Here is a 24,547-nt window from a genome sequence, read left to right as displayed (position 1 = left end):
AATCATTTCAATTCATAGGATACCCAAAGATTCACGCCCTTGGCTGTAGATGAACCCGATAAGCATTTTGCGATCGCGGCTGTAGCTGATACTATCGCCACTGAGTAGGCTGCTGTTGATGGGAAAGGGCGCGAAGTCATGATGGCGATGGAAATTGGGACAGAAATTGGTAAGGTGGCGATCGACGAAGGGCTAGAAAGCTTTCTGCTAGTCGTGTGTGTGTCGCTAACAGTCGCAACGCTGCCCCGCATTTTTGGCTGGTTTCCCCGCATTCCTTATACGTTAATGCTGGTGATTGTGGGCTTAGGATTGGCGCTACTGGATGTGCGGTTGATTGACCTATCACCAGAACTGATTCTCTCGGTCTTTTTGCCACCGCTTCTGTTTGAAGCCGCTTGGAATTTGGAGTGGTCAAAGTTAAAGCAAGAGCTTACTCCCATTGTGCTGTATGCGTTGCTGGGCGTGGCAGTCTCGATCGCCGGAATCACCTGGGGATTGGTGCAATTGACCCACTTTCCGATAGAGGCGGCACTGCTGATTGGGGCATGTTTGTCGGCAACCGATCCGGTTTCGGTGGTGGCGCTATTTCGTGAGTTAGGCGTAGATAAGCAACTGTCAGCCGTGATGGAAGGCGAAAGCCTGTTCAATGACGGCATGGCGGTTGTGGCGTTTAGCGTTTTGGTGGGTCTGGCAATGGGGAATGCAGAGGTATCCGTTCAGCCGGTGCTGCTTCAGCTTGTGACAGTGTTGGGTGTAGGCGTGGGAATGGGATTGTTGATTGGATTCGCGATCTCTTACCTGACCCAACGGTTCGATTTACCGCTCGTGGAGCAGTCGTTAACGTTGGTTGCTGCCTATGGAGCCTATTTGCTAGCGGAACGGTTAGGCGGATCTGGAGTAATTGCAACAGTGACAACGGGGCTGGTTTTGGGCAATTTTGGCTCTCGGATTGGCATGAGTCCACGTACCCGCATTATCGTGTCGGAGTTTTGGGAGTTTATCTCTTTCTTTGTCAATTCAATTGTGTTTTTGCTGATTGGCGACCAGGTGCAGTTTTCAGAGTTGAGCAAAAATTGGCAGGCGATCGCGATTACCGTCCTTGCCATGCTGATTTCGCGGGCGCTGTTTATTTATGGCTTGGGCTTCCTCAGCAATCGTCTGGTCAACTCCCAACTCACGGTTGCAGAACAAACAGTGCTGTGGTGGGGCGGCTTGCGCGGCTCGGTGTCTATTGCCCTAGCCTTAAGTGTTCCAGCGATTTTGCCTATCCGCTCTGAGGTGATTGCAACGGTATTTGGGGCAGTGCTGTTTACCCTACTCGTGCAGGGCTTGTTGATTAAACCGCTGTTGGCGAAGTTGAACCTATTGGGCGATCAGCCAATTCGATCGCACTATTTGGAGGCGATCGCTCGTCAAACTGCACTCAATCGCGTTTTAGACCATTTACAAACAGTAAAAGCTTGCCCTAATATTGATCCCGAATTCTACGCCTACCAAACCAGCCTTGTGCAAGGAGAACTCGCCAGTTTGCAAACAGAACTGGATCAATTATTAAATGAACATCCAAATGTGCAACTCTTTGTTCAAGAGCAGCTACAGGAAGAACTGAGGGCGATCGAAGCCGATACTTACGCCGAATTTGTCCAATCGGGGCGATTAAATCGGGAACTTTCACCCATGCTACCAACTGTGATTGAGCCACCTATGTCCCGTTAAAAATTCGGTACAGCTACGGCGTTATAGCAGTACGAGGATATGGAAACCCTACTGAAAGAATTGGCTTCAACAGCTTTGTAGCGTTCTCTATGCCCACTCGTCGTCTTCAGCCGCAGTCAGCGATCGCTGCACCTTGGGAAAGCGGTAAAAGGTGTTTCCTTCCCCATCCACATCCGGCAAGATTGAGAACGCTTTTGCCTGAGTTTCTAAATAAAGTTTGGCGGGTTCTGCATCAACTCTGGCAGTGGCAGCGAGTTGAATCAGCGTAATTGCGCCACCATGGGTTTCTAGCAGATAGTAAAATGCATCTCGCAGTCGGCGTTCTTGCTGAATATTGCGCGCCAGCTTAATCAACGAAAAGCCAATCAGCCCAGCGACTCCAACTAATAGCGACCACTCCAGAGCTACCATACTCAGTGTTTTTAATCTGAAACAACTGTAGAAATCCTACTCCCTAAACCTACCCCGAATCTGACTTGGTATGGGGCGATCGCGGTAAGGGTTTAGCATTCGGAACGTAATTCTTGGATGAACTGCAAAGATTATTGCCCAAATGCCAAACCCCTACTCGATTTTATTTAATTAATTTTCATTACTACCCATCTTCACCGAGGGAGGCACCGTAATAAATAATCGCCAGAAACCGAATCGGCAAGGCAATCAGCGTTTCAGGTCCGTGGGGAACATCGCCGCGAAATGTGAGTGAGTCTCCCGGCTCTAATACATAGGTGGATTGCCCGTGCCGATATTCCAACATGCCTTCTAGCATGTGGATGAACTCGATGCCCGAATGCTCAAAGGTCGGAAACACTTCAGACGCATCATTCATGCTGATCAAAAACGGTTCAAATAGTTTCGTAGGTCCTTGATCATAGGCAAGTAAGTGATAGGTGTGCCCCCGTTTGGTGCCACGCCGCACGACTTCCATGCCTTCGCCCTGCTTCACCCATTGCGCCCCGCCTTGAGGAGAATTGTAATGGCGAAACAGGGTTGCCATGGACACGCCTAAAGCATTGGCGATTTTAACCAACGTTTCCAGGCTGGTTGCCGTTTGAGCATTTTCAATTTTGGATAACATTCCACGGGAAATCCCCGTTTGTTCGGCAATTTCGGCGATCGTCAGGTGATGTTTTTTTCGCAAGTCGCGAATCGTGTTGCCCAAATAGCGACCGAGTTGATGGTCGTCGGCAAGATCAGCAGGGTCTGAGGCAGCAGTCATGAGTCTTGGTGCAGGGGAGTGATTTGATTATCGCCAATTCCGAAGCGCGATCGCTGGCTAAATGGGCACTCAAAACCCTGAATGGTGCCTAGTGCGCTTTCCCAACATTAGACAATTACTAGGTCACGAGCCTGAGTAAAGTAGACATTTTGTTCAGTCCGCAGGCGATCGCACAAGCGATTTTCTGGTAGTTCCACGTCGTTATAGGTGAGGATTTGATCCTTGGCGACGGATCGTTTCAGGCGACACCCTTCTGCTAAGCCGATGGGAAACAAATTTTGCGCTTGGGTAATCTGAGCCGTTTCGCACTGCCCATAGGTCATATAGCCGCCAATGCAGTCGATCGTTTCACCCACTTTAAGATCAGTTTTTGCCGTCGCCACTACCTCCACTCTGGGCGCACCCAAGGGAGCCAGCACCGCATCTTTAAATAGCACAACCCGCGCCACCGACAGCGGCACTTCAAAATGACAAAGGTGATAGGGCGTGTAAAAGCTGTAGAGCGGACCTTCACCTAATTTGTAATAGTTGAGATAGTGGCAGTGTTTCGGGTCGTCTTGGGTGGCGAAGACAAACACACCGGGACCCGGCTTTGCGCCCACCACATAATCCACAATGCCGCCCAAAGCTTTGAGGTGATCGACATCGTATAGGTGAGTCATCTGATCCACATGATCTGTGAAATCGTAGCCCAACATGCCTCGTTTAGCGATCGTCATTCCAGTGGCGTTGGCGACGATCGCCTGCTCAAAGGAAATTTTGGTGCCATCGGCAAAACTGGTGACCATGTGGGGTTTTTGTCCCCATTTTTTGGCGAATCCTGCCTGGGTGGTCGGGTTGCGATAGGCATCTTGTAAGCCTTTGATGTTGCCGCAGAGTAACGGAGTCATGCCGATGCTTTTGACATAGCGATAGAGATTCATCTCCACACCGGGCTGATCGCCATCGCAGCCAGACAGAATCACGCCAGCTTTGTCGGCATAGGTTTTCAAAATCGCGCCGATGGTGCCATCCAGTTCCGCATTCATCAATACAATATGTTTGCCGTGGGCGATCGCCTCCAGGACGACCTTCGCCGCAAACTCGATCGTGCCCGTTACTTCAATCAGCGCGTCAATGCCGTCTGCCTGACACAGCAACATCGCATCTTCAGTAATGGCGCAGGTTCCCTGGGCGATCGCGTCCTCCAACTCTGCCACTGTTTTTACTTCTCGCACCGTTTCAACGCCAGCTTCATCATAGGAGCGTTTGGCATTGCTCAACTGCCGACTCGCCACCGCTACCAACTCCATGCCCGGAACCGAGTTAATGATTTGGTTGGCAATGCCCCAGCCCATAAATCCCGATCCAACCATGCCGACTTTGACCGGATTTCCCGCTTCAGCCCGCGCTTTCAGGGCAGTATCAACAATAATCATGATGGAACTCCAATCGCGATAGGTTCGTATGATGTCCAGGAAGCATCTTTTTCAGAGATATTTGTGATCGGCAAGCGCCACTCAATCCCAAACGCAGGATCGTTGTATCGCGCTCCCCGCTCACAGTTAGGCGTATAAAATTCGCTGACGGCATACATCACTTCAGTATCATCCGTCAGAGTTTGATAGCCGTGGGCAAACAGTTCTGGCACATAGAGCGATCGCCCATTTTCAGGAGTCAGTTCCACGCCCACATGCTGAAGATAGCTGGGAGAGTCGGGACGCAGATCAACGATGACATCATAAATCGCGCCCCGAATGCAGCGCACGAGTTTCGTTTCGGCGGCGGGTGGAATCTGATAATGCATTCCCCGCAGCGTCCCTTTTTGATGATTAAACGAAAGATTGCATTGGACAACAGCGGGTTTCAAGCCGTGCCGCTCAAACTCGTTGCCGCAAAACATCCGGGCGAAATAACCGCGATCATCCGATTTGCGATCGAGATCAATGATAAATGCCCCGTTTAATCCGGTTTCAGTGAAGATCATAGATACTCCAAATCATGCATGATTAGGGTGAGCTAAAGAGGCTGGAGGCTTTGGGGAAATGGCTGTTTCATCTAGCTGCAAGGCTTGATAGCGAATTATTTGCGCTTCCACGACTTTTGCCATGTCTTGCTGATGACCATACGCCTGATAAAATTCCACAATCCATTCCAGGGTAGTGTTTAAGGATAGGCGAGGATACCAGCCCAATCGCGCTTTTGCCTTCGAGCAATCAAGTTTTAAGTAATTTGCCTCATGGGGATGATCGCCTGCATCCACGGTCCAGGTTGCGCCCTCGCCCCATCGCTGAGTCAAATAGTCCACAATCCAGGAGACGGGTTTAACATCCTCATCATTGGGTCCAAAGTTCCAGCCTTCTGCATAGGTGGCTCCATCTTGCCAGAGGCGCTCTGCCAAAAGCATATAGCCGCTCAAAGGTTCCAAAACATGCTGCCAGGGACGAGTTGCGTGAGGATTGCGAATCTGCACGGGTTGCCGCGCCTGAATTGCCCGCATGATGTCAGGAATTAGGCGATCGCTTGCCCAATCACCACCGCCAATCACATTACCTGCACGAACACTGGCGATTCCCGTAGGGATCGTTTCACGAATCGCCGCAGGCTGAGCAAGATCCTGTTGCGTTGTAAAGAAGGATGAGCGATAGGCTTCTGTAACCAATTCTGCACAACCCTTGCTGCTGGAATAGGGATCTCGTCCGCCCATCGGTTCATTCTCCCGATAACCCCACACCCATTCTCGGTTCTCGTAGCACTTATCGGTGGTGATCACTACGACAACGCGCACACTTGAACTATGACGGACTGCTTCCAACAGATTCACCGTTCCCATCACGTTTGTGGCATAGGTTTCCACTGGATTTTGGTAGGAGTATCGCACCAAGGGTTGTGCTGCCATGTGAAATACAATGTCGGGCTGGTGGTCTAGCATCACCGCCTGCAACTCTGTCAGATCTCTAATGTCGCCCATGATGCTAGTGATTTCCTGCTCAATTTTGGCGACTTCAAACAGGCTAGGTTGAGTCGGGGCGGGAAGCGAGTAGCCAATTACACTGGCACCCAAGCGTTGCAGCCACAGAGAAAGCCAACTCCCTTTAAAACCAGTGTGTCCGGTAATCAAAACTTTCTTATTAGACCAAAATTCCATTGACATCACCAAACTTTCCAGGGGGCTTTGCCGCTTTGCCAGTAGCGTTCTAGGTCGTTTCTGTCTTTTAGGGTATCCATAGGTTGCCAAAAACCATGGTGTCGAAAGGCGGAAACTTGCCCCAAGTGCGCTAGTTTTTGGAGGGGTTCTTGTTCCCAAGTGGTGAAATCGTCGGCGATGTAGTCAATGACGGCAGGTTCTAGAACAAAGTAGCCGCCGTTGATGTAAGCACCATCGCCATCGGGCTTTTCGTGAAAGGTGTTGATTTTGGTTTGCTCATGACTGAGGGCGATCGCGCCAAATCGCCCTGGAGGTTGCACGGCGGTGAGAGTGGCGAGGGTTCCTTGCTGCTGATGAAATTCAATCAGTTTCGTAATGTTGACATCGCTTACTCCATCTCCATAGGTAAAGCAGAATGTTTCATTGCCAATGTGTTCACGAACTCGCTTCAACCGCCCACCTGTTAGGGTATCTTCTCCCGTGTCTACCAGAGTGACTCTCCAAGGTTCTGCTTTGCCCGCGTGAATATTCATCTGGTTGAAGCGCATGTCAAAGGTGACATCAGACATCCGCAGAAAGTAGTTGGCAAAATATTCTTTGATCATGTAGCCCTTGTATCCACAGCAAATGACAAAATCATTTACACCGTGGGAAGAATAAATCTTCAGAATATGCCAGAGGATCGGCTGCCCTCCCACTTCTACCATGGGCTTAGGTTTAATTGAGGTTTCTTCACTCAACCGCGTACCCAGCCCGCCCGCAAGAATGATTGCTTTCATGAGTTTACAAGTCTTAACAAGACTGCAACGACTTTTACACTACGTCTCAATCTCAAAGGTTCTTTAAGTCAATTTATGTTAAGTCAATTGATGAAGCAATGATGAACTAAAAGACATACTTGTAAAGAAATAAGGAAGTGACTGTCTATAGTCTGCCCTTCTCTCTGAGCTTCTAACTTTTAGAAATACTAATTTTCTAACTAGAGTACTCTGTCATGGAGTTTATGTCCCAATAGCCCCGATCGCTCTGGGTGAAAGATCGCTCTGGGTGAAAAAGGACTATTTTACTCTTCAAATGGGTTTAAGAATCGAGGGGGCGGCAGTTCTCGTTCTTGATTGGTAAGTTCAGAGGGGGGGCGATCGCTGCTCCAACCCCACCAAACTGTTTCACAATTACACTGATAAAATTCTTGCCACTTGCGGCGATGGTCTTCAGTAAAAACGGGCGATCGGCGATTGATCCAAACCTGATTTGCTGATTTGCTGCTGGCATGACAATTAGGACACTGAAATGTTGCGGCGTGAACCGCTAACTGAGTCCATTCAGGCGGGATTAGCTCAAACGCTTCCATGAAAATTAGTTCAAAACTCTACAGGATTCTTTCGCTCATTATTAACCTTTTAGAGCGAGGCATGGCAAGAAAATAAGCAATTGAGCGGTGAAATAGGGTGTGGGTTGAAGGATATTTAAGTCTAAAGCTTTGACTCGTTTTGTAACATTCGACTGAATGTCGTAATTGCATCTGTGCTGAGTTGGGAATTTTTGAGTATTGTCTTAGTGATGTTTGGATATCTATCGCAAGAGTGATTTTTTATCTTTTGTGACAGTCAATTTTCCAAGCATGACATCAAGCCTTCATTCACAGCCGCGATCGCGCCTTACACTCGCTGCAAAACCGCTGTTGATCGTCCATCGTTTCCCTCATCGAGCGCTGAGCCTATGTCTATTCTTAACCTTGTTTCGTTTCTGGGCATTTTTGGACTCTGCTTCATCGCCTGGTTGTTTTCAGAAAATCGCCGTCCGCGCTACTTTCCCACGCGGGTTGTGGTGACAGGTATTCTGTTGCAGCTTGCTTTGGGCGCAGCGGTTTTTTGGTTTCCGCCAACGCGGGATGCTTTGAAGGCATTTAGCGATTTGCTCAATGTGGTGTTTGATGCGGCGGATGCTGGGGCGAGATTTGTGTTTGGGCAGAATATTGTGCCCAAGCCCGATAAGCCACCTGATGTCAACTTGGGCTATATCTTTGCGTTTCGCGCGCTGCCCACAGTGATTTTCTTCTCTGGTCTAATGGCGCTGCTTTACAACATTGGCGTGATTCAGGTGATCACGAATGTCTTCGCGAAGCTTTTCTACTCCACCATGCGACTAAGTGGTGCCGAAGCGTTGAGCGGTGCTGCGAATATTTTTGTGGGAATTGAGGCTGCGATCGTGGTTAAGCCGTTTCTTGCCAAGATGACCCGCAGTGAACTGTGTGCGATTCTTTCCTGCTGTTTTGGGACGGCGGCTTCGTCTACTTTGGCAATTTACGTCAGTTTTCTTAAACCCGTTTTCCCGAATATTTTAGGACATTTAGTCTCTGCGTCGATCATGGCGATTCCTGCTTGTTTTGTCCTGTCTAAAATTTTGGTGCCGGAAACAGAGGTGCCGCTGACGTTGGGTGGTATCCCAAAAGAACCGAAAGCCTCCAAGCTGCGATTCCGCAAAGCGGATCTCTCACGGGAATCGCCCACCAGCAAACGGCAACTGCTAGAGGATGCTAGTCGTACCCCGGTTTCAGAAGTGCCCGTTACCGCTGAAGATGAAGAAATTGCTCGGCTTCTGCGCGGCGAACAGCCTTTGAATCAAACCAAAAGCGAAAACTCAGACGATTTTTCTGAAAATATTCCTCAAGAAACCGTCGGCGGAGAACCGATCGAGCGCGTTAGTCCCCTGGATGCAGCCATTATTGGGGCGTTGGATGGGGTGAAAATGGCAGTGTCGATCGCCGCTGTGCTGATCTTGATTTTGGGCTTAGTCTACTTGTTTAATCAAATCTTTCTTTGGCTGGCGACGTTGCCAAGTCCGATTGGGGATGTGTTTAAGGTCGTGACTCTGGCAAACATCCTCGGCTTTCTGTTTCTCCCATTCACTTTTCTCACGGGGGTTTCCCTCGACTGGAATGAACTCTGGCTGTCGTCGGTGATTATTGGGCGACGCTTGCTCGAAACCGCGATTCCGCCCTATCAAGCGTTGGCAGCCGCAGCCGCCGATGGTTCCTTGAGCGATCGCGCGGTGCTAATCGTCAGCTACGCCCTATCTGGCTTTGCCCACCTTGCCTCAGTGGGGATTTTTGTCGGCGGTACGATCGCCCTGATTCCGTCTCGCCGCAAAGATATCTCTGAACTGGGTTGGAAAGCCCTATTTGTCGGCACCCTGGCAACCCTGATGATTGCCGCTGTTTCCGGGGTTTACTATGTTCCTGGAAACGCCAGCATTTTAGGCGAGAAGCAGGCTCCCGCGCCTGTTGTCAGTCCAACCACGCCGCCACCGCCTGCGCCAACCTCCGCGCCTGCGATCGCGCCTAAAGGACCTGCTGCCAAATAAAGCCACGGTCTATACACAAATCTTGAAACCCAACAGCAATCCGTTGGTGAAGGTCAAAATCCCTGCTTTAAAGACGTTGGGGGATGCCCCCAAACCCCCATTGAGGGACAATTGTTTCCCTCAAACTCCCTCCAAACTAGAGTTCTACCGATTGAATAAGCAACAGTCGCACTAAGTTCTTGCTGCTCTACCCCAGAACTCTAATGCGGGGGGTTTGGGGGAGTGAGTCCCCCAAGCGGCGGGGGCACGGGGGGAAGTCCCCCGGCACAGGTTCTCAACGCAGTCCCTTTACACTGCCACACTCAGCAGTTTCGCGATCGCGGGTAAAATATCGACCAGCGCCTTCACGATCGTGGCAGTTTCCGGCAAACTCGGAATCGGTGCCTTCAAAATCTTCACCGCCTTCCGCCAAATCCCTTCCTTTTCAGGATTCTGAGGATTTTGACCCAGTTCTGCTACCACCTGCACCTGTTCCAGCGCATCTTTTTTGTCTTCTGTGGAAAGCTCTTTGGTAGCTTCAATCGCTGCTTGCAGTTGGGTCAGCAGTTCCTTGATGCCGGGTTGGGCTGGGTCAGGGGAACTGGGCAACTGGTTGATCGTGTTCGTCACCGCGCCGCTAATTTCACCCAGATTGACTGTTGATCCGGTGACGTTGCCGCCAATATTCACAGTTTGGCTGCGGTCTGTACGGTCATTCATCGCGTTTCCTCCCACAAGTTGGTTAAAAAATTGAGCTTTTTGTGCCAAAGCTACTTCCTTCAAATCCGCCGCCCGAAGCTGATGTAAATCTTCAACTTTCGCCTCTAGACGGCGCACTTGTTCATAGGCGGCTTGCAGGCTGCGAGACACTGCCGCTTTGTCGGTGGTTTCAGAGACTTCCAGGGTAACCAGGGCATCCTTGCCTTTGCGCTCTACTGCCTGAATCGAGTCATAGGTAATGTCGGGATGCTCGTTCATCAACTGCTGAAACGCCTCGGCAAAACCGGCGCGGTTCATGCCATCGCGCAGCAACACCTGCACCACGTTGATCATTTTGGTGTAGAGCTTGGCAAAGTCGCCCGATGCAAATAGTTGATCGGGGTCGTGGGGACGGCGTTCGCGGCTACCGAGCGGGTTGGGTTGCTCCAGCAAGAAGACATACTGGCAATCCACGCTGTCTAGTTTCGTGGTGTGGTCAATGTTCCAACTTTCCAGGCAGGCTCCGGTGAGGCTGGCGTGGGTGAAGTCGGTGCCAATTGCCAGCACTTCGCGCAGGTTGGCATGGTGCAGGTCAGCGCGGTGCAGCGTAGCGTTGCTCAGGTCTGCCCAAGTTAGGTTTGCTCCCTTCAGATCCACGCCATCCAAATTGGCACCGCGCAGGTTGGCTTCCACATAGTCCTTTGAGTTGCCATGCCCATCGCGGCTGACGAGGAGTTGACGCACGGCAGCGTTTGCCAAAATTGAATCGCCAACTCTGGCTTTGTCGAGGTTTTTAGCATCCTGCCAGCAGACATGGGTGAGCGTGGTTTGCTTTTGCTGACTGGCATGAAAGCGGGTGCTTTTGAGGTTAGCACCGACAAAGCTTGCGCCCGTCAAATCAGCACCACGAAAGGAAGTGCCGCCAATCGCCGCAAACGCAATGCCCAAACTCCGCAATAGGGCAAATTTTTCGTTGCCTTTGCGCGCTTGCCGACTGCAATACACGCCCAGCAAGAGACTGGCGCCAGCGACAGCGACAGCGCCAGCGACAGCGCCAGCGACAGCGACAGCGCCAGCGCCAGCGACAGCGCCAGCGACAGCGCCAGCGACAGCGACAGCGACAGCGACAGCGACAGCGACAGCGCCAGCGCCAGCGACAGCGCCAGCGACAGCGCCAGCGACAGCGCCAGCGCCAGCGACAGCGCCAGCGACAGCGACAGCGACAGCGACAGCGCCAGCGCCAGCGACAGCTAAGCTGATTGTCGCTGCCGCTTTAGTGGTGAATCCTTGACGCGCGATCGCCCAAAAACTAGCAGCGATCGTAATCAGGTAAGACAGTGTAACCGCTACATCTATGGTGAAGTAATTCCAGTCGTATTTAGGTTCCCATACTTTGGGAAAGTAGTAGGCGATGTACCAACCAAAGTATCCCTGCAATACTCCAGAGAGTGCCGCTAGCAGCAACACCAACAGCAGTTGCACGATAATCCAGCGCTTTTGCACTCCGCAGGTTGCTCTGGTGAAGGTTGTCCCAGTCAGAATGGCATCGGTAAAGTTAGTGCTACGAAGGTCGGCATCCGTGAAGTCTGCCCCCGCCAGGGTTTGCCCCTTAAAGGATTGCCCCCGCAAATCGGCGCGGCGAAAGTCTCGCTCTCCTTTGGCATAGCGCTGTAATACTTCGCTGGCTTTCATGGGGTGGGGCATTCAGGGATTCAATGATCCAAAACTATTTCTTTATATCCGCAGAATACCCGACCTTCAGCTAAAACTAGTGTTGTTTCAGAAAATTTCAGAAAACGGGCGAGTTTCACTAGAAAATCTACGGGTCAACCGCGAGCTATGGTCATAGACCTTTACAGTTATGGCTGAGTGAGTAGGGGTTGGAGACGTTGAAAAACTTTAGGGAGATTTACATCAATGATCTCTCTGAGAACGTCAAGATCGATTTCATCATAGTTGTGAACGATAACGTCACGCAGTCCTGCCATCTTCTTCCAAGGAATTTCTGGATGACTGTCTCGGAACTCATTAGATAGTCGTTTCGTTGCTTCACCAATAATTGTCAATCTACGAATTACAGCATCTTGATCTTTCAAGTTGTTTTCAAACTGATTCCAGTTGGCGACTTGAACATACTCAAAAATCGGCATTGCTGAATGCAGACATGATTTTTATTGGTAGGGGTAGCGCCTTGTGCCTACCCTTGCTGGGATAAGGGCAACCACAAGGGATTGCCCCTACAAATTTCATATCTAGATTCAGCAACGCCCAAAAATCAGGCTGATAGAATCAGCAATATCAATGAGTGATTGCTGATCTCTTTGCATAGATGACCTGTGCGGATTCCAGAATCGTTTTACGCCGCAGCCAATTACGACTGTTTTGAATCGCTTTCTTGCTAATGAAATCTACTTTTCGAGCCAACAAATTCTCTAATTCTTCTTTCATATCAAAAGTTTCAAACCCATAAGTTGCCTTTGGCAGAGGGAGATAAAGTATGTCAACGTCACTTGGATTTTCTCCATCTGTCCTAAAGTCATCCCTCAACGTTGAGCCAAAAATAGCAAGCTCGGCAATTTGCCACTTTTCACAAAATGCAGCAATTTTCTCCGGCGTTGTGTTGAGCCGTTGATAAATCTCTTGGGTCGGCGATCGCATCTGCCGATGAAGATTGTTGGGTTCGTAGGTGGGTTGGGGCATGGGACGGCTCTAAGGGCGATCGCTGCACTTTATTATAGCGATCGCGCCCTTTTACCAAACCGTTTCTACATGGGGGTAGCTCAAAATCTTGCTATCGCAGGTCACAAATGGAATGCTATAGCGCTGTGCGATCGCGATCAAAATACGATCCGCCAAAATCATGACCCTAATGCGTCCCATAAATCCGTCATTGGGTCATCAAAATCTTCTGCAATCACTAAGGGTAAGCCCCGCAGCGGATAATGCTGCTGCGACCCTGGATTGCTCACCTCAGACGAGTGAATCGGCACTGAGGAATTAGATTGACGCATCTGGGTCAGCCTTAACAAAGTCAACAACGCTTGCAGCACCTCATCCGGTGCCTGCTCAATTTCGCGGATCAATTCCTCACGAATGGTCATAGTCAAGTGCTTTCCAACGAGAAGGGGACTGATTTCAGTGTACTGGGCTGATTAGGTTCGCGATCGCGCCCTTCATCCCGTGTAACAGAGTTGGAAATTGCCCTGCGATAAATCTTGCGTGAGCGATCGCCGAGTTATAAGCGCGTGGTATTCTGGCGTTCTAATTAATTTCATCGTCGGCTGTATCCATGCTTCAGTTCCAGCGATTCAAAGAAATTTGGGCAAAACGCTATTCAGAAATACAGCTAGAAATAAAGCCAGTACTGGGGTTTGCAGCATTTTTCTTTGTGGTAATGCTGCTGTTGGCACTGCATCGCCACCTGACTTTGTACGCCTCTTACGATCAGGGCATTTTTAACCAGCTTTTTTGGAATGGGCTTCACGGAAATTTTTTTCAAAGTTCCTTGTCGTCAGTCTTGTCGGGAGCCGTAGTCATCGATCGCCAGGTGCCCACTGTGTCCTATCACCGATTAGGGCAGCACTTCGACCCGATCTTGCTGCTGTGGCTGCCAATTTATGCAATATTTCCCCATGCCGCCACCTTGGTTGTCATTCAAGTAGCGCAGGTGGCAGCAGCGGGATTAGTCCTATACGCCCTAGCACGACAGTATTTGCAGCCTAGACTCGCCCAATGGATCACCGCTAGTTACTACACCTCCGTTGCCGTGATTGGACCGACCTTTTCCAACTTTCACGACCTGAGCCAAATTCCGCTGCTGCTATTTACCCTGTTTTTAGCGTTGGAAAAACGCTGGTGGTGGCTCTTTTGGCTGATGGCAGGCTTAACCCTACTCGTGCGAGAAGATACCGGAATTTTGCTGTTTGGCATTGGGCTATATCTAGCGCTGAGTCGGCGATTTCCTGTCGTGGGAGTTGCTCTATGCAGCGTGGGCTTTGCCTATGTGATGACAGCCACCAATATTTTTATGCCCATGTTTTCTAGAGACATTTCCCAGCGCTTCATGGTCGAGCGATTTGGGCATTTTGCCAGCGGGAATGAAGCCTCCACTTTCGAGATTTTGGGCGGCATTCTCAGCAATCCCCTCCGGCTAATCACCCATGTCTTCTCATCGCTGGATGTGAAAGTCTCCTACATGGTCGCGCAAACCCTGTCCCTTGCCTTCGTACCCTTAATCTCACCCAGCGCGTGGATCATGATTAGCGCTCCCTTAGCACAACTGCTGTTACAAGGGGGAGATTCGCGGTTCTCGGTGTATATTCGCTACGCGATCACGTTGGTGCCGGGTCTATTTTATGGGGCGATTTTGTGGTGGTCAGTCCATCCCCAGGTTTTTAGACCCCAGTTCAAAAAGATTTGGCTGGGGTTGATCATGCTGTCGCTTTTGGTCGTGCTGTTGAAAAGTCCCCACCGCGTGTTTTATTTTGCAATTCCAGACTCGTTTCAACCCTGGGTGCATGTGCCCCTGACTCGGCAATGGAGCCATGCGGCAGCCGCGCGATCGCTGCTAGCGCAAGTGCCCCCCAATGCCAGCGTTTCTGCCACGACCTACTTGGTGCCGCCATTGTCTGGTCGTCGAGCCGCCTTGCGAATGCCCTTTTTGCAGTTTCGCAACGATCAAAATCAAGTGGAAAACGTGGAGTATATTGTGGCGGATTTCTGGCAATTGCAGCAATATCAGCCTGCGTTTGGGCAAGAGCGCGGCTACATGGAAATTTTGCCAGCGAAGATTGACAATTTACTAGCGCAAAATCAGTATGGCATTCAAGCGTTTCAGGATGGCATTGTGTTGATGCAGCGCAGCAAACCCTCGCAGCCAGAAGCCCTCGCTCAGTGGAAGGCAATTCGCCCTACTTACTTGCCAACGCCTAAATCCAACTGATGGAGCGATCGCCCTGACACCCGACACTCGCTTCCCGACATTCGACATTCGACACCCGACACCCGACATGGCGCATCTTACCTCTCTCAAAAAATCGTTCTCTAACTGGAACCACTCAGCCCCAAATTATCAAACAGAGATCCGATGGCTGCTGATTCTAACCGCCGCTTTTTGCAGCTTCCTGCTGATTTTTTCGCTCCATCGGTATTACACCTTTTATGCATCCTATGATCACGGGCTATTCAATCAAATTTTTTGGAACAACCTGCATGGACGCTGGTTTCAAAGCTCCCTCACAGGCGAACATACAGCGGCAGCCGTGTTTCAAAACGAAATTCCGCCCATTAACTTCAATCATTTAGGACAACATTTCGTTCCCAATTTTTTGCTGTGGCTGCCCATCTATGCTCTGTTTCCGTCGCCCGTCACCCTGATCGTCTTGCAAATTGGCTTGATGGCAGCAGGGGGCATGGTGCTATATGCCCTAGCTCGGCACTATTTGGAACCGACTCTATCGTTGCTGATTACGGCGGGCTACTTTGGGGCACATGCCGTCATAGGTCCAACGTTTGCCAACTTTTATGAACACTGCCAGATTCCGCTATTTGTGTTTAGCGCATTGCTGGCAATGGAAAAGCAGCGCTGGTGGCTCTTTTGGCTAATGGTTGCGTTCACCTTGGGCATTCGGGAAGATACCGGAATTATTTTATTTGGGATTGGATTGTACTTGGTGTTGAGCCGCCGCCACCCCTGGGTCGGAGTGGCGCTTTGCGGCATTAGTTTTGTCTATGTGGCACTGATTACTAGCGTGGTGTCCCTCCACTTCTCAGGCAATACTCCACCCCCGTATATGGGAGGGCGCTTTGGTCAGTATGTGCCAGGGGTGGAGTCGCCCACGACGCTACAAGTGCTGTGGGGAATGTTGACCCATCCGTTGGAGGTGCTAAAAAGTTTGCTGACCCCCTTCGATCGCAGACTGCTCTATCTTTTGGGTCATTGGCTACCGTTGGTATTCGTGCCTGCTTTGTCACCAGCAAGCTGGGTGATTGCCGGAGTGCCGTTGTTGACGTTGCTGATGCAATCGGGCATGTCTGCCTTGGTAATTACCCTGCGATATTCGGTGGCGATCGTGCCAGGAATGTTTTATGGGGCAATTTTATGGTGGGCATCTCAATCGCAGCGTCCAATTTCTAAGCCGATGATGCAGCGATCTCTGTGGCAAACCCTTCGCTTTACCTATCGTACTCGCCAGTTGACCCCCACTTTTCGCCGCTTTTGGGTCGTTTGTATTAGCCTGTCGATCATCTCAGCAACTCTTTCTAACCCAAATCAAGCCTTTTATTTTTTATTGCCCGAATCCTTTCATCCTTGGTTACATATCTCCCTGCCCCGACAGTGGGAACATAGCCAAGTGTTGCGCGACATGATCCAAGTAATTCCTGCGGATGCCAGCGTCGCCGCTACGACTCACCTGATCCCCCCCCTTTCCAGCCGACGCGAAATTGCTCGATTTCCAAACCTCCAGCTACAAGACGAGCAAGGGCAGGTAAAAACGATGGAGTATGCTGTGGCAGATCTGTGGCGGATCAATCAATATCAACCTCTGTTTAAGTCGGAACACCAGCGCTTAAGCCTGATGATCGCCCGGATGGATGAAGTCCTAACCCAGAAAACCTATGGATTGCTGCAACTGAAGGATGGAGTCGTGTTGTTGCAGAAGGGGGTGCCCTCACAACCAGAGCCTCTCGCAGCGTGGGCATCTTTGCGACTAGAGTTACTCGCGTCTTTAGAAACAACAACCCTTAAACGACGCAGAGCATCGCAGCAGTGAAGTCAAATTTACTGGAGACACGTTTTTTGAAGGTAGGTCTAAATCTGGCGTTGCTGAATCGAGATATGAAATTCGTAGGGACAATCCCTTGTGGTTGCCCTTCATCTCCGTCAGGGTAGGCACAAGACCTACCCCTACAGTCAAAAATCATGCTTCTATTCAGCAACGCCCTAAATCTTTCCATCTGGATATTCCTAATAATTCATCCATGAATCCGACTTATCTTCTGGGGCGATATAATAATTTTTTCACGCCGCGTACTGCCCCATTACTCGCAGCAGCTTTTGCAGATTCCCGTATCGGTCACGCCGCTGATTCGGTTTTCCCTGTTTTGGTTGAGCTTCAAAAATCTGCCGCTGCCGCTTTATCAACTGGCAAGTTTGCTGACTTTGCGATGCGATCGCTATTTGAGCTTATACTTTCACCCGTGGGAGTTTACCGATCTTGCAGCCTATGGGCTACCAAGTTACGTGAAACGCCACTCTGGAAAATCAATGCTTTGGCGTTTAGAACGCTACCTAATCTGGCTGCATTCTCAGGCAGAGTTTATTACCTACGCTGATTTCAGGCAGTTTGTTCACCCAAAATCCTCATGTCTGGGCTAAATTTTTTATCATTTATTGGAATTTTCGCGCTTTGCGGCATTGCATGGCTCACGTCAGAGAATCGCCGCATCGTTCCCTGGCGGACTATCTTTTGGGGAATTGGACTTCAACTCGTTTTAGGGTTGCTAGTCTTTTTAGTTCCCGCCACGCGCAGTTTGATGGAATTGCTGAGTGATGGCGTAAATTCCATTCTGCAAGCGACGGAAGCAGGTTCACGCTTTATCTTTGGCTCATTATTGGTGCCTGATCTGACCGGCGCTCCGACCAGTCCGCTGCTGGCAGGTCGGTGGATTGCCCGTGCCGTTACGCCGCCCTATGTACCTGTTCCGGGCGATCGCCTCCTGTCCAACGGCTCCAGCGGCGATTTTATTAGCTTGGGATATATCTTCGCGTTTCGGGCATTGCCCAGCGTCATCTTCTTTTCAGCGTTAATGGCGCTACTGTATACCCTGGGCTTGATTCAGCCTTTAGTCAACGGGTTTGCCCGGATTTTTCGCCGCACGATGAACCTCAGCGGTGCCGAAGCTCTCAGCGGCGCTAGCAATATTTTTGTGGGCATTGAAGCGACTATTTTGGTGCGTCCCTATCTAGCGCGCATGACTCGCAGCGAACTCTGTGCCATTTTGACCTCCTGTTTTGGCAGCATTGCTTCTACTGTTTTGGCGCTGTATGTCGGCTTTTTGCAGCCAGTCTTTCCAAACATTACCGGGCATCTAATTTCAGCCTCGATCATGGCAATTCCTGCCTGTTTCGTTATTTCTAAAATTGTGGTGCCGGAAAGGGAGGTGCCAGAAACGATGGGAAAATCGTTACAAGAACGCTCTCACCAACCTGAAACGACGGCAGAAGACTTAAGATCCGCGATCGCATTGGAAAATGATGACGAGAGCAATTTGTTGGAGGATCAGATCGCGATCAATCAGCGAGACTATAACCAGCCTGCGCCGCTGAATTTGATGGAAAGCGTGGTATTGGGTGCCATGGATGGAGTCAAGTTAGCAGCGGCGATCGCGGCGCTACTGATTGCCATTCTCGGATTGGTAGCATTAGTCAACCTGTTTTTCGCAAACCTAGCATCCCTGGCAACTAGTTCTCAACCCTTCATTCGGGGAATCGGTCGGGTGTTTCAAATTGTCACCCTCCAAAATATTTTAGGCGCATTGTTTCTACCGCTCACCTTTCTGACCGGAGTTTCTCTGCAATGGCAAGAACTATGGCAGTCGTCTGTTTTAATTGGGCAACGGCTGATCTTAACGGAAGTGCCTTCCTATCAACAGCTTGCAACATTGGCAAGTCAAGGGGTTTTGAGTCCTCGCGCTTTGCTGGTGGTGAGTTATGCCCTGTGTGGATTTGCCCATCTACCCTCAGTCGGTATTTTTGTGGGCGGCTTGGTTAGCTTAGTGCCGTCGCGCCGTCAAGATATTACCGAATTGGGCTGGAAGGCTCTTTGGGCGGCGACCCTGGCAACACTGATGATTGGCTGCATCGCAGGGGTATATGACACCGGAAATCCAGCTATCTTAGGCAAATAGCCGGAAAGTAGCTGCTCATCTATTTAAGAATTGGCGTTGTTGAATGCAAGTATGATTTCTGACTGTAGGGGTAGGTCTTGTGCCTACCCTGACGAAGATAGAGGGCAACCACAAGGGATTGCCCCTACCCATTTCATCCCTAGATTCAGCAATGCTAAGAATTTGAAGCGCGACAGGAAGAACCGATATGAATCGAAAACGACTTTGGTTAGTGGGTTTGGGTATAATCAGCGCGATCGCCCTCCTATTCAGCGGCTATCAACACCAGTCGGCTGAAAACGCTTTTCAAGTAGATGCTCCTGCTATCGCTCAGCCTGCCAATCTATCCCCCACTGCATCGCCTAGTCCTCTCCCGGCTATTCCAGTCAATCCGCCCGGTGCCCCTTCGTTTGCTCCTCCTGCCTCAACTGCGCCCCCCTTACCCATGGGCAGCATTTATCAAGATCCAAGCGGGCGCTTTCGGGTTGGCATTTTGCAAGATTATAAAATCAGTCCACTGGCAGGCTCGGTGCTGGTGGAATCGCCAGATAGCAATTTGGCGTATATCGTGGTGCCGCAATCTCAACCCTTGGGTAACCCAATTGGGCTGAATGCGGGTTATGACAACAGCGATAGCCTTGCCAAAATCGCGATCGCGGCATTTCAACGGGGCGAAGGGTTTCAGCCTGCTCCTGCCCAACTCGAAGAAGGCGGTGGCTCAGTAATGAATTGGTCAGGCACCCTCACCCTAGGCGGCACCACTCAGCCCATGAGCGGCGTAATTTTGGTGCGCCCATCCTCCAACTATATTTTGTTACTCTTGGTCGCTGCGACAAAAGCTGGAGCCGACCGAGTGCCGGGTGCAGTTTCCGCGCTTGCCAATAGCCTTGAGCCACTTTAGGGAGTAGGAAAGAGGGAACAGGGAACAGGGGCAGAAAAATAGGTGTTAGGTGTCAGGGGTTAGGTGATAGATTTGGCATGAATAGAGTTGCTCTAGCTGAATACTCCGTCTGCCCGAATACCCCGACTCCCGCCACCCGATACCTTCCTCGCCCATGTACTCAGATTCAGAGATTTATCGCTTAATGGATTTGCTGCCAGCCTCTGGTCGTATGATGACTAAGTTGGTGAGTAAGCCAGAGCAACGGCAGGTGATTGACCATCCATTTCCCACGCCTTGGATGACGACCCGCCCTGTTTGGATAAACTTTGATTTGCTTAGCCAATTGTCTCGCCCAGAATGCGATCTGCTCGTGCTACGGGCTGTAAGTTGGATGATCAGTATTAAGTGGTTTCGCCCCAATAAGTATCAAGCCGCCGTCTTGGTTGGCATGGTGGGGGTTGCAGTGCAGGCGGTGCAAGCAGACGCAGTGGGTATGGTTGCAGCAGGCGCGTTAAGTGCGATCGCAGGCACCCAAATTTGGCGTGAAAATCACAGCACCCAAAAAGAACTAGATGCCGATGAAGCTGCAATTCAGGTTGCCCAACGTCGCGGCTACTCTGAACCAGAGGCAGCACAGGCGTTACTGTCTGCGATCGAAGCGGTTGCCCAAATCGAGGGACGTAATCTCACCTTTAGTGACTTACTGCGGAGCCAAAATTTGCGGGCGATCGCTCAACTATCTCCCGTTGGCATTCCGGCAAACCTTCGCAAAAATTAGCCCAAACAAAAAGGAGGCACTGTTGCCTCCTTCTAAAAATTCTAACCAGCCAAAACGATTAAACCAACTTTAGAGATGGATACTCAACCAGCAAATCATCGCGGGTTAACACATCGTCTTCTGCTTGAGGAGTCCAAAGAACTTCTAAAGCAAGTAGGCGATCGCTGGCAACTCCACCCAAAATGCCCAACGCCTGACGCAAATCTTCAGTATTGTTGACAGTAGGCAGTTTCAGGCTACCCTGAGCGCCAACCACCAGCGTGACCACAATAAATTCGCCCGGATCTTTCAACTCTTGAGTTGCCAAAGCGCCACCGTCATCACCAGCCGCCAACAGTGCATCAAGGGGCGCTTGTTGTAACTGGTTATTGACGTTTGACAGGGTTTCACGACTAAATTTGCTGCGCTCGTTTAAGGCAAGCCGATTGAATTCTGCTTCTGCGCTTGCCAACCGCGACTGCTGCACGGTGGAATTTGCATGAGTCCAGTATTCCGGATGGCGAAGGAGTGCCAAAGTCGTTTCTTGCAACACCTGAGCCAATCCTGCGGTTGACCCCGTGTTAGCACTAGCGGCTAGTTTATCTAGATCAGCTTGAAGTTCACGAGCGTTTGCCAGCAATCCTACTTGCAACCGAGCAACGCTCACTGTTGGGTTGGTCACAGCGTCGTAATCAGAACCCTCGACTTGGCTACGGCGAAAGGTTTGAACGAGAAAACTGGCGATCGCAAAGAACACCAAAATCGTTAATAAGCTGCCACCCCCCCCAATAAAGAAGGTCGGCGCGATAAAAGGAAATCCAAAACCACCGCCTGGGTAATAGCCACCGCCGCCCATTGGAGGTGAATAGCTCCGAGGAGACGTGTAGGTACGGCTTGGCATGGGTGACCGAAACGACCCACCACCAATGCGTCCGCCACCCCGTGAAGCTGCAAACGCATCATTTGCCTGCCCTAGTGACAAACCCAGCACTAAAACGAGGAGAATGAATGGCTTTAACAGCGGTTTGATATAGGAAATAAGCTTCTTTTGCATAACTGTCATCTACTAGACTTTATTGAACGTGAAATGATGTTAAGGAGGATTGAGAACTATTCGCCTCAGCGTTTTTGTATGTCCACCATATAAGCACGTCAGGCAACCTCTTTCGATTGACTATGCTAACGCTTTAAGTTAAACGTTCATTCACCCTTTATTAAGAGTTATAAATTACTCTCATCTACTAATTTACAGCCTTTTCCATCATCTTTAAGGACAAAAACAGGTTCAAAAGAGGGGGATTGCCGTAGCGGATATAGGCGGTTCTCTCGATCTAGCGCAACAGGGTCGTCTCGTGGCTTCCGCTTGCTGCTGTAGCTAATATAACTATTCTCAAACTTTGCAGTTTCAGTTGTATAGTCTCAGAAGCAAGCGAGAAAAACGTCTAGCGGAAGATAGACCTCATATCAACCTAGAGCGATGCAACCTTGACGAAACCTAGTTTCTCTTTAACAATGGTCTTGAAGTAAAGAAATGTAACAGAGTGGTTCTGTTCTTTTTGAGCTTTTCTAGTTCACGTTTTTTCAAGTACTAACAAGGTTCACTGATATGACTCAACAGCCCTCCGTAACGCCTAAAGTTGGCGAACCTAAGTTTGGTTTTAATGAATATGCTGAACGCCTCAATGGTCGTGCTGCGATGATTGGCTTTGCTTTAATGCTGGCGATCGAGTATGCCAGTGGTCAAGGCTTACTAGCATGGCTAGGTTTAGATTAGTTCGACTACACCTATAGTCCCTGATTCTATCGCCATTAATTCGGATCTTCTGTAATTAGGCGATCGCGATAAAGCTCTGGTTGGGGTTGATCGAGTTGACTAGATTGATTGGATAAATCGGCATAGCCTAATACTTGAAAGACCTCAACCAGGCTTTGTCTACCCCGCAGTTGGAGATGCCCCCAAGCTTCTACTCGAAACTGCTCTTGTAAATGGTTCAAGGTTTCACGGGCAATCAAAATCCGACACAAATCGAGTTGCTTATCTTTTTGACAAGCTTCTAAACGCGCCGCAATGTTGACGCTATCTCCGATCACTGCATATTCCAAGCGATTTTTTCCGCCTAAGCTGCCTGCCATGACGGTGCCAGTGTAGATTCCAGCACGCATTTGCACGACGGGTAAGCCTCTTTGCTGCCAATCTTGGTTTAGCGTTTGTAGGCGATCGCCCATTTCAATCGCACAGGCCACCGTTTGCCTAGCATCTGCGGCAATCTCCGCGATCGTCAAGCGGGGGACAGGTACACCAAACACTGCCATTAGCCCATCCCCCATAAATTTATTGACAATACCGTGATGATGATGAACCGCTTGAGTCATGCTACCCATATATTCGTTGAGCCAGCCCATCATTACTTCGGGTGAATGTTGCTCTGAAATGCCGCTAAAGTTACGAATGTCGATAAACAGAATGGTGACTGTTAAAGTTTGCCCTGCTAACATGCCCGATTGAAGCAGGCGATCGCGCGAGTTCCACAGGGCTGAAGCAATTTCCGGCGACGTTTGCTGTCCCAATAGCTTCATCACAATTTGTTGTTGCTGGCGGGCGTATTGCATTTGGTGGATGATCGTAAAACTGCCAACCGCGATCGCGGCGATCGCAGGGGCAGCAATCGGAACCCAAGCGTGATACAAAAAGAGACCATAGCCTGCACCTAGCAACAGCAACAACAGCCCCGTTCCTGCCAACGCCAAGATAAATGGTCGCTGAATCCACCCGGCAATTAATCCTCCTGCGATCGCCCAGCTTACAATCCACAGTATTTCAATCGGTTCAGACCAAAACCAGAACAGCGATCGCCCTTCCATTGCAGCCGTTAGCGTTTGGCTGAGCATCTGAGCATGAATCACAACCCCCGGCATTTTAGGATTTGCTGTTTTTGCAGGACTAAACGGCGTGAAAAATAAATCTTTGACACTTAGAGCCGTGGAGCCAATCAAGACAATACGATCTTTGATCAGCGCGGGATTCACCTGATTTTGCAAAACCTGATTTAAGGTGACAACTTCAGCGGGAGACTGAGCCGAGCGATAGTTTAGTAAAATCTGTTCGCCGCCTGCATCAATTCGTTGATAGCCGCCCGAATTGGATTTTAAGGGTGAAAAAGTTGCCTTTCCCAAAACGAAGTGTCCGTTGGGCAGGCGATCGCCAGACTGATTCAGGTAGTGCATTGCCAGCCGGGTCGAAAAAGAGACAGACTCTACTGCGCCCTCCGAAACAAACATAAGATTGCGCCGGATAACGCCGTCCGTGTCTGTCATGAGGTCGCTAAAACCAATCCGGTTGGCGGAAACGGGAGACGGGGCAGGAATCGCTTCTTCGGGAGTATTTCCTAAGAAGTGAATGGCAATCACATTGGAACGCCGCAGTTCTTTCGTTAAGGCGGCATGTCCGGGTTCTATGGGAATATCACGGAAAATATCCAGCCCAATGGTTCGTGGTTGATGGTGTTGTAGTTGGCTGAGTGCTTTTGCATAGACGCGATCGGGAATTGGCAACTGCTTTTGAGTTCGGAGATCGGCTTCGGTAATGGCAACAATTAGCAACCGAGGATCGGCGTTCGCGTTCGATCGCATCCGCACCATTGCGTCGTATACGGCTAGCTCAAAGGATTCTAAGTACCCTAACTGCCGAGATCCCAGCACTAAGCCAGTGACGCTAATTCCAGCCAAGACTAGCCCCCCTAATTCACTAGAAGTACTTAGCGGCAAAAATTTGCACCACCGTGAAAAAAATTGACGAAACCGGACGATCAAGGAATCCTCTTTGGACTGACTCAGCCCGACTTGGTTAGGTAATCAGTAACTCAACGATGTGGCAATTATAGTCAGCACAAATGGATGACAGTCACTCTACAGTTC

The 24,547-nt window shown here is 50.1% G+C and carries 23 protein-coding genes; 9 read left to right on the top strand and 14 right to left on the bottom strand.

Annotation, left to right across the window (positions count from 1 at the left end; genetic code table 11):
* Positions 1 to 2: 2 nt before the first annotated feature.
* Entirely contained in the window at positions 3 to 140 is a 138-nt protein-coding gene (locus tag AB3R30_RS04045) for a hypothetical protein (protein ID WP_458647860.1), read from the bottom strand.
* Here AB3R30_RS04045 and AB3R30_RS04040 point away from each other — a divergent pair.
* Entirely contained in the window at positions 139 to 1,716 is a 1,578-nt protein-coding gene (locus AB3R30_RS04040; protein ID WP_458647859.1) for a cation:proton antiporter, read from the top strand. The genes AB3R30_RS04045 and AB3R30_RS04040 overlap by 2 nt on opposite strands.
* An 87-nt stretch (positions 1,717 to 1,803) precedes the next feature.
* Here the strand turns inward: AB3R30_RS04040 and AB3R30_RS04035 are convergent, their stop codons facing one another.
* From AB3R30_RS04035 to AB3R30_RS04005, 7 genes are all read right to left on the bottom strand, one after another.
* Positions 1,804 to 2,127, bottom strand: coding sequence for a hypothetical protein (locus AB3R30_RS04035; protein ID WP_458647858.1), 324 nt, complete (start codon positions 2,125 to 2,127; stop codon positions 1,804 to 1,806).
* 184 nt (positions 2,128 to 2,311) lie between these two features.
* The gene (locus AB3R30_RS04030; protein WP_458647857.1) at positions 2,312 to 2,935 is read right to left on the bottom strand and encodes a helix-turn-helix domain-containing protein; all 624 of its coding nucleotides are present in this window, start codon (positions 2,933 to 2,935) and stop codon (positions 2,312 to 2,314) included.
* Between the two features lie 107 nt (positions 2,936 to 3,042).
* On the bottom strand, positions 3,043 to 4,353 hold the full coding sequence (locus tag AB3R30_RS04025) for an NAD(P)H-dependent oxidoreductase (protein ID WP_458647856.1): 1,311 nt from the start codon (positions 4,351 to 4,353) through the stop codon (positions 3,043 to 3,045).
* Positions 4,350 to 4,901, bottom strand: coding sequence for a dTDP-4-dehydrorhamnose 3,5-epimerase (gene rfbC / locus AB3R30_RS04020; protein ID WP_458647855.1), 552 nt, complete (start codon positions 4,899 to 4,901; stop codon positions 4,350 to 4,352). The genes AB3R30_RS04025 and rfbC overlap by 4 nt, the downstream gene beginning before the upstream one ends.
* 12 nt (positions 4,902 to 4,913) lie before the next feature.
* Positions 4,914 to 6,068 carry a CDP-glucose 4,6-dehydratase gene (rfbG, locus tag AB3R30_RS04015; protein ID WP_458647854.1) on the bottom strand — a complete coding sequence of 385 codons (1,155 nt, stop codon included), beginning with the start codon at positions 6,066 to 6,068 and terminating at the stop codon, positions 4,914 to 4,916.
* Positions 6,068 to 6,841 carry a glucose-1-phosphate cytidylyltransferase gene (gene rfbF / locus AB3R30_RS04010; RefSeq protein ID WP_458647853.1) on the bottom strand — a complete coding sequence of 258 codons (774 nt, stop codon included), beginning with the start codon at positions 6,839 to 6,841 and terminating at the stop codon, positions 6,068 to 6,070. Before rfbF ends, rfbG begins: the two co-directional genes overlap by 1 nt.
* 284 nt (positions 6,842 to 7,125) lie before the next feature.
* Entirely contained in the window at positions 7,126 to 7,413 is a 288-nt protein-coding gene (locus AB3R30_RS04005; protein ID WP_458647852.1) for a hypothetical protein, read from the bottom strand.
* A 368-nt stretch (positions 7,414 to 7,781) separates the two neighbouring features.
* Between AB3R30_RS04005 and AB3R30_RS04000 the strand changes: the two genes are divergently transcribed.
* Positions 7,782 to 9,425, top strand: a complete 1,644-nt coding sequence (locus tag AB3R30_RS04000) for a NupC/NupG family nucleoside CNT transporter (protein ID WP_458647851.1) — start codon at positions 7,782 to 7,784, stop codon at positions 9,423 to 9,425.
* A gap of 288 nt (positions 9,426 to 9,713) precedes the next feature.
* Here the strand turns inward: AB3R30_RS04000 and AB3R30_RS03995 are convergent, their stop codons facing one another.
* The 4 genes from AB3R30_RS03995 to AB3R30_RS03980 all read right to left on the bottom strand — a co-directional run bounded on the left by AB3R30_RS03995 (position 9,714) and on the right by AB3R30_RS03980 (position 13,204).
* The gene (locus AB3R30_RS03995; protein WP_458647850.1) at positions 9,714 to 11,795 is read right to left on the bottom strand and encodes a pentapeptide repeat-containing protein; all 2,082 of its coding nucleotides are present in this window, start codon (positions 11,793 to 11,795) and stop codon (positions 9,714 to 9,716) included.
* 167 nt (positions 11,796 to 11,962) lie between these two features.
* Positions 11,963 to 12,253, bottom strand: coding sequence for a HepT-like ribonuclease domain-containing protein (locus AB3R30_RS03990; protein ID WP_458647849.1), 291 nt, complete (start codon positions 12,251 to 12,253; stop codon positions 11,963 to 11,965).
* A 148-nt stretch (positions 12,254 to 12,401) separates the two neighbouring features.
* Positions 12,402 to 12,803: a nucleotidyltransferase family protein gene (locus AB3R30_RS03985; protein WP_458647848.1), complete on the bottom strand. Its 402-nt coding sequence runs from the start codon at positions 12,801 to 12,803 to the stop codon at positions 12,402 to 12,404.
* Positions 12,804 to 12,961: 158 nt separating this feature from the next.
* Positions 12,962 to 13,204, bottom strand: a complete 243-nt coding sequence (locus AB3R30_RS03980) for a hypothetical protein (protein WP_458647847.1) — start codon at positions 13,202 to 13,204, stop codon at positions 12,962 to 12,964.
* Positions 13,205 to 13,392: 188 nt separating this feature from the next.
* On the opposite strand from AB3R30_RS03980, the gene AB3R30_RS03975 reads away from it, so the two are divergent.
* The 6 genes from AB3R30_RS03975 (at position 13,393) to AB3R30_RS03950 (ending at position 20,653) form a co-directional block, all read left to right on the top strand.
* Positions 13,393 to 15,045, top strand: a complete 1,653-nt coding sequence (locus AB3R30_RS03975; RefSeq protein WP_458647846.1) for a DUF2079 domain-containing protein — start codon at positions 13,393 to 13,395, stop codon at positions 15,043 to 15,045.
* A gap of 67 nt (positions 15,046 to 15,112) precedes the next feature.
* Entirely contained in the window at positions 15,113 to 16,876 is a 1,764-nt protein-coding gene (locus tag AB3R30_RS03970) for a DUF2079 domain-containing protein (RefSeq protein WP_458647845.1), read from the top strand.
* A 284-nt stretch (positions 16,877 to 17,160) separates the two neighbouring features.
* Positions 17,161 to 17,481 carry a hypothetical protein gene (locus tag AB3R30_RS03965; protein WP_458647844.1) on the top strand — a complete coding sequence of 107 codons (321 nt, stop codon included), beginning with the start codon at positions 17,161 to 17,163 and terminating at the stop codon, positions 17,479 to 17,481.
* The gene (locus tag AB3R30_RS03960) at positions 17,469 to 19,013 is read left to right on the top strand and encodes a NupC/NupG family nucleoside CNT transporter (protein WP_458647843.1); all 1,545 of its coding nucleotides are present in this window, start codon (positions 17,469 to 17,471) and stop codon (positions 19,011 to 19,013) included. Before AB3R30_RS03965 ends, AB3R30_RS03960 begins: the two co-directional genes overlap by 13 nt.
* A gap of 187 nt (positions 19,014 to 19,200) precedes the next feature.
* A complete protein-coding gene (locus tag AB3R30_RS03955; protein WP_458647842.1) occupies positions 19,201 to 19,893 on the top strand; it encodes a hypothetical protein in 693 nt (230 codons plus the stop codon).
* A gap of 154 nt (positions 19,894 to 20,047) precedes the next feature.
* Positions 20,048 to 20,653 (top strand): DUF3318 domain-containing protein, encoded by a 606-nt coding sequence (locus AB3R30_RS03950; protein WP_458647841.1) that lies wholly within the window; start codon positions 20,048 to 20,050, stop codon positions 20,651 to 20,653.
* A gap of 58 nt (positions 20,654 to 20,711) precedes the next feature.
* Here the strand turns inward: AB3R30_RS03950 and AB3R30_RS03945 are convergent, their stop codons facing one another.
* Positions 20,712 to 21,686, bottom strand: a complete 975-nt coding sequence (locus AB3R30_RS03945) for a DUF1517 domain-containing protein (RefSeq protein ID WP_458647840.1) — start codon at positions 21,684 to 21,686, stop codon at positions 20,712 to 20,714.
* Between the two features lie 552 nt (positions 21,687 to 22,238).
* Between AB3R30_RS03945 and AB3R30_RS03940 the strand changes: the two genes are divergently transcribed.
* Positions 22,239 to 22,406: a hypothetical protein gene (locus tag AB3R30_RS03940; protein WP_171572496.1), complete on the top strand. Its 168-nt coding sequence runs from the start codon at positions 22,239 to 22,241 to the stop codon at positions 22,404 to 22,406.
* A 35-nt stretch (positions 22,407 to 22,441) separates the two neighbouring features.
* Here AB3R30_RS03940 and AB3R30_RS03935 read toward each other — a convergent pair whose 3' ends face one another.
* Positions 22,442 to 24,397 (bottom strand): CHASE2 domain-containing protein, encoded by a 1,956-nt coding sequence (locus AB3R30_RS03935; RefSeq protein WP_458647839.1) that lies wholly within the window; start codon positions 24,395 to 24,397, stop codon positions 22,442 to 22,444.
* Positions 24,398 to 24,547: the final 150 nt, after the last annotated feature.

It is taken from the genome of Sivoneniella epilithica UHCC 1019, assembly GCF_040830845.1.
GTDB lineage: Bacteria > Cyanobacteriota > Cyanobacteriia > Leptolyngbyales > Leptolyngbyaceae > ULC077BIN1.
The sequence above is the reverse complement of the archived record's forward strand: the minus strand, read 5'-3'. Positions and strand labels throughout refer to the sequence as shown.

Excerpts from the sequence above, each read along its gene's own strand:
- AB3R30_RS04040 (WP_458647859.1), top strand. The coding sequence starts at position 139 with ATGATGGCGATGGAAATTGGGACAGAAATTGGTAAGGTGGCGATCGAC.
- AB3R30_RS04045 (WP_458647860.1), bottom strand. The coding sequence starts at position 140 with ATGACTTCGCGCCCTTTCCCATCAACAGCAGCCTACTCAGTGGCGATA.
- AB3R30_RS04035 (WP_458647858.1), bottom strand. The coding sequence starts at position 2,127 with ATGGTAGCTCTGGAGTGGTCGCTATTAGTTGGAGTCGCTGGGCTGATT.
- AB3R30_RS04030 (WP_458647857.1), bottom strand. The coding sequence starts at position 2,935 with ATGACTGCTGCCTCAGACCCTGCTGATCTTGCCGACGACCATCAACTC.
- AB3R30_RS04025 (WP_458647856.1), bottom strand. The coding sequence starts at position 4,353 with ATGATTATTGTTGATACTGCCCTGAAAGCGCGGGCTGAAGCGGGAAAT.
- rfbC (WP_458647855.1), bottom strand. The coding sequence starts at position 4,901 with ATGATCTTCACTGAAACCGGATTAAACGGGGCATTTATCATTGATCTC.
- rfbG (WP_458647854.1), bottom strand. The coding sequence starts at position 6,068 with ATGTCAATGGAATTTTGGTCTAATAAGAAAGTTTTGATTACCGGACAC.
- rfbF (WP_458647853.1), bottom strand. The coding sequence starts at position 6,841 with ATGAAAGCAATCATTCTTGCGGGCGGGCTGGGTACGCGGTTGAGTGAA.
- AB3R30_RS04005 (WP_458647852.1), bottom strand. The coding sequence starts at position 7,413 with ATGGAAGCGTTTGAGCTAATCCCGCCTGAATGGACTCAGTTAGCGGTT.
- AB3R30_RS04000 (WP_458647851.1), top strand. The coding sequence starts at position 7,782 with ATGTCTATTCTTAACCTTGTTTCGTTTCTGGGCATTTTTGGACTCTGC.
- AB3R30_RS03995 (WP_458647850.1), bottom strand. The coding sequence starts at position 11,795 with ATGAAAGCCAGCGAAGTATTACAGCGCTATGCCAAAGGAGAGCGAGAC.
- AB3R30_RS03990 (WP_458647849.1), bottom strand. The coding sequence starts at position 12,253 with ATGCCGATTTTTGAGTATGTTCAAGTCGCCAACTGGAATCAGTTTGAA.
- AB3R30_RS03985 (WP_458647848.1), bottom strand. The coding sequence starts at position 12,803 with ATGCCCCAACCCACCTACGAACCCAACAATCTTCATCGGCAGATGCGA.
- AB3R30_RS03980 (WP_458647847.1), bottom strand. The coding sequence starts at position 13,204 with ATGACCATTCGTGAGGAATTGATCCGCGAAATTGAGCAGGCACCGGAT.
- AB3R30_RS03975 (WP_458647846.1), top strand. The coding sequence starts at position 13,393 with ATGCTTCAGTTCCAGCGATTCAAAGAAATTTGGGCAAAACGCTATTCA.
- AB3R30_RS03970 (WP_458647845.1), top strand. The coding sequence starts at position 15,113 with ATGGCGCATCTTACCTCTCTCAAAAAATCGTTCTCTAACTGGAACCAC.
- AB3R30_RS03960 (WP_458647843.1), top strand. The coding sequence starts at position 17,469 with ATGTCTGGGCTAAATTTTTTATCATTTATTGGAATTTTCGCGCTTTGC.
- AB3R30_RS03955 (WP_458647842.1), top strand. The coding sequence starts at position 19,201 with ATGAATCGAAAACGACTTTGGTTAGTGGGTTTGGGTATAATCAGCGCG.
- AB3R30_RS03950 (WP_458647841.1), top strand. The coding sequence starts at position 20,048 with ATGTACTCAGATTCAGAGATTTATCGCTTAATGGATTTGCTGCCAGCC.
- AB3R30_RS03945 (WP_458647840.1), bottom strand. The coding sequence starts at position 21,686 with ATGCAAAAGAAGCTTATTTCCTATATCAAACCGCTGTTAAAGCCATTC.
- AB3R30_RS03940 (WP_171572496.1), top strand. The coding sequence starts at position 22,239 with ATGACTCAACAGCCCTCCGTAACGCCTAAAGTTGGCGAACCTAAGTTT.